Annotated in this window: 1 protein-coding gene; it reads right to left on the bottom strand. The window is 58.2% G+C overall.

Features of this window, described 5'->3' with window-relative positions; all coding sequences use genetic code 11:
- Positions 1 to 95: 95 nt before the first annotated feature.
- The gene (gene ltrA, locus ACIHCQ_RS44535) at positions 96 to 1,829 is read right to left on the bottom strand and encodes a group II intron reverse transcriptase/maturase (protein WP_399675088.1); all 1,734 of its coding nucleotides are present in this window, start codon (positions 1,827 to 1,829) and stop codon (positions 96 to 98) included.
- Positions 1,830 to 2,534: the final 705 nt, after the last annotated feature.

The following is a 2,534-nucleotide window of genomic DNA, read 5'->3' as shown; positions in this document are numbered from 1 at the left end:
CGGTCGGGTAGGTCCCGCGCATCGCTGCGCGGGACCCCCCTCAGAACCGTGCTTGCCACTTTCACGGCACACGGCTCAAGCAGACATGTCGGCTTCTAACGAGAAGTCCTCTTTCGGTCTTCGGCATGGTGCAGCCGATGACACGACGTGTGTATGACTTCCAAGTTGCTCAGGCGATCAGATCCGCCTTGGCTGCGGTACACGATGTGGTGCACATTGATGCCACGTGAATTGGCTGAGAACCACCTCGCCCAATCGCTGACGTCTTCCGGGTCGTACCCCGCGCCCTCGATCAGGTCCGTACCGCACTTGGTACACAGTCCCTTCTGGCGGGCCGCAAGAGTGACGATCTTCTTCGTCTCGACCTGCGGTAGCCGCTTCCGGGCTCGCTTCAACCAGTATTCTGTGAGCTCTGGATCGTCCCGAGATGCATTTCCTTTCACTAGGGTGTGTCGGACGATCTTTGTCCAGGCGAATTTAGACACGTAGCGTTCGGGATTCCCGAAAACCCACTTTGTCATCCTTCCTGGCCTGAACTGACCCCAATACCGCTGAGTGATCCAGCGCCCTGACTTCGTGCGGTGCTGCTTGCACGCCCAACGCCACAGGCACTCGTAGGTGTAGGTGTCGAGCTTTTGAAATGTGGTTGAGGAGACGGCGTGCCGGTAGTACGTGGACCAGCCACGTACGAACGGATCAAGGGCGCTTACCAGGTTTTCTACCGTTGAACCCTGATAGCCCCTGACTGTTTCCTTGATCCGCTTTTTGGCGCGCTGTACTGCTTCTTCACTCGGTTTGATGATTGGCTTGCCCTGATAGCGACGGATGTTGAATCCCAAGAAGTCGAATCCGTCTTTGAGGTGGCAGACTTTAGTCTTTTCCTCGTTGAAGGACAGCCCTCTCGGTGCCAGCCAGGCGGCGAGGGTGCTCTTACAGTCCCACGCCTCCTGTTCCGAAGTGCAGAGCACGACGAAATCATCGGCGTACCGAATGAGTGCCGGTGAGTCATTCCTGCGCGATTTCCATGTGTTCGCACCGATGGCGTCACCCATTCCATGCAGGGCGATGTTCAGTAGCAAGGGACTGATGACTCCCCCTTGTGGGGTGCCTTCGGTCGTCTTGCTGAAACTTCCCTGATCAAAGACTCCAGCCTTGAGCCACCCGTGGATGAGCTTGCGACCTGGAAAGAGGCCAACAGAGCTCAAGAGGTGGTCATGACTGATCCGGTCGAAGGCTGCCGAAAGGTCCGCGTCAAGGACGACGAGCCTCCGGGTTGCCTTCGGTCCCACCACGTTATAGATCGCTTCGATCGCGTCGTGGCAACTCCGCCCAGGCCGAAACCCGTAGCTACGACCCTCGAAATGAGCTTCCCATTCAGGTTCAAGGGCGTTCTTAACTCGCGCCTGGTTGGCGCGGTCTCGAATTACGGGAATTCCTAACGGTCTGAACTTTCCGTTAGCCTTAGGAATGTACACACGTCTGACAGGTGATGGTTCCACGACTGTGCCTGCAATGAGTTGTCGGGCGAGTTTGCCCCGCTCCGACGGCCCCATGGCGACGGCACCGTCCACCCCTGCCGTCTTCTTGCCGGTGCTCATCTGTGCCACTCTGCGGACACTTGTCAAGGTATTCGCTCGGGAACGCAGCATGAGCTTTTGCAGGTTGCGCACCTGCTTCAGATTTCCACTCTTAGATGCCCTGAAAATTCTCTGACGCAGTTTCTCTACGGCCAGGTACTCCGCCTTCCAGTCCACATTGGTCCAGAATTGGGAGTTACTCGGCTCGCCATCGACTCCGTTCGGGATGACCTCACAGTCACCATGTTGCATGCCGTTCACCCTTCCCGTCTAACTTGCGTCGATGTATGAGGTCCTGCTCATCGTCTCTTCAGTGTCCACCTGGTTCGCGTGGGCTCCCTTTCGGGCCGGGCCGCAGTCAACCCGTATCCGCCGGGTTATAGGGACATCAGGTGTGAGACCCTGTGCGACGTTCCCATTTCCCCTGAACTTTCGCTCAAGCGGCTTTTGCTTATCGAACCATCCTATCCCGCATAGGATTTCGGCCATTGTTGCCTCCGGCTTACCGGTCGACTATTCCGGACTTATACGGGGTTTCCATGTTCCGCTGTGATGAGTTGTGTTCGGGGTGGGTGCCTTCTCTGAGCCGACTCCTGCGGTGACCTACGGTTGGGCTGTCCTCGGCCCGTGGCCCCCGCATCAGGGCCTCCGTCGCACGGCGTTTCTCAACACCAGGAGTTATCGCCGCCGACTGCTGGCCATCGGCGCGGCGTTGTGGCTAACGACTCTTTAAATCGAAGATTCACTTGCGTTCACCCGTCCGAACTTCCCCTTCGCTTGTTCCCCCACGATGGCCCGCGGGAGTCTTGAGCTTGACCGCCTCCGCTCGGGACCTCGGATTGCTCCTTGGCCCTGGAGGCTGGGGACCGACCATCGGTCACGGGTCGGGGAGTTGGCGTCTCACTGCCCAACTCCTCTCATCTTCAGCGACCTCATGTCGCACATGCGCTCCCACTC

This window comes from Streptomyces sp. NPDC052236, assembly GCF_044548015.1.
Taxonomy (GTDB): Bacteria; Actinomycetota; Actinomycetes; order Streptomycetales; family Streptomycetaceae; genus Streptomyces.
Note: the sequence above shows the minus strand (reverse complement) of the source record. Positions and strands in the feature narration are given on the sequence as shown.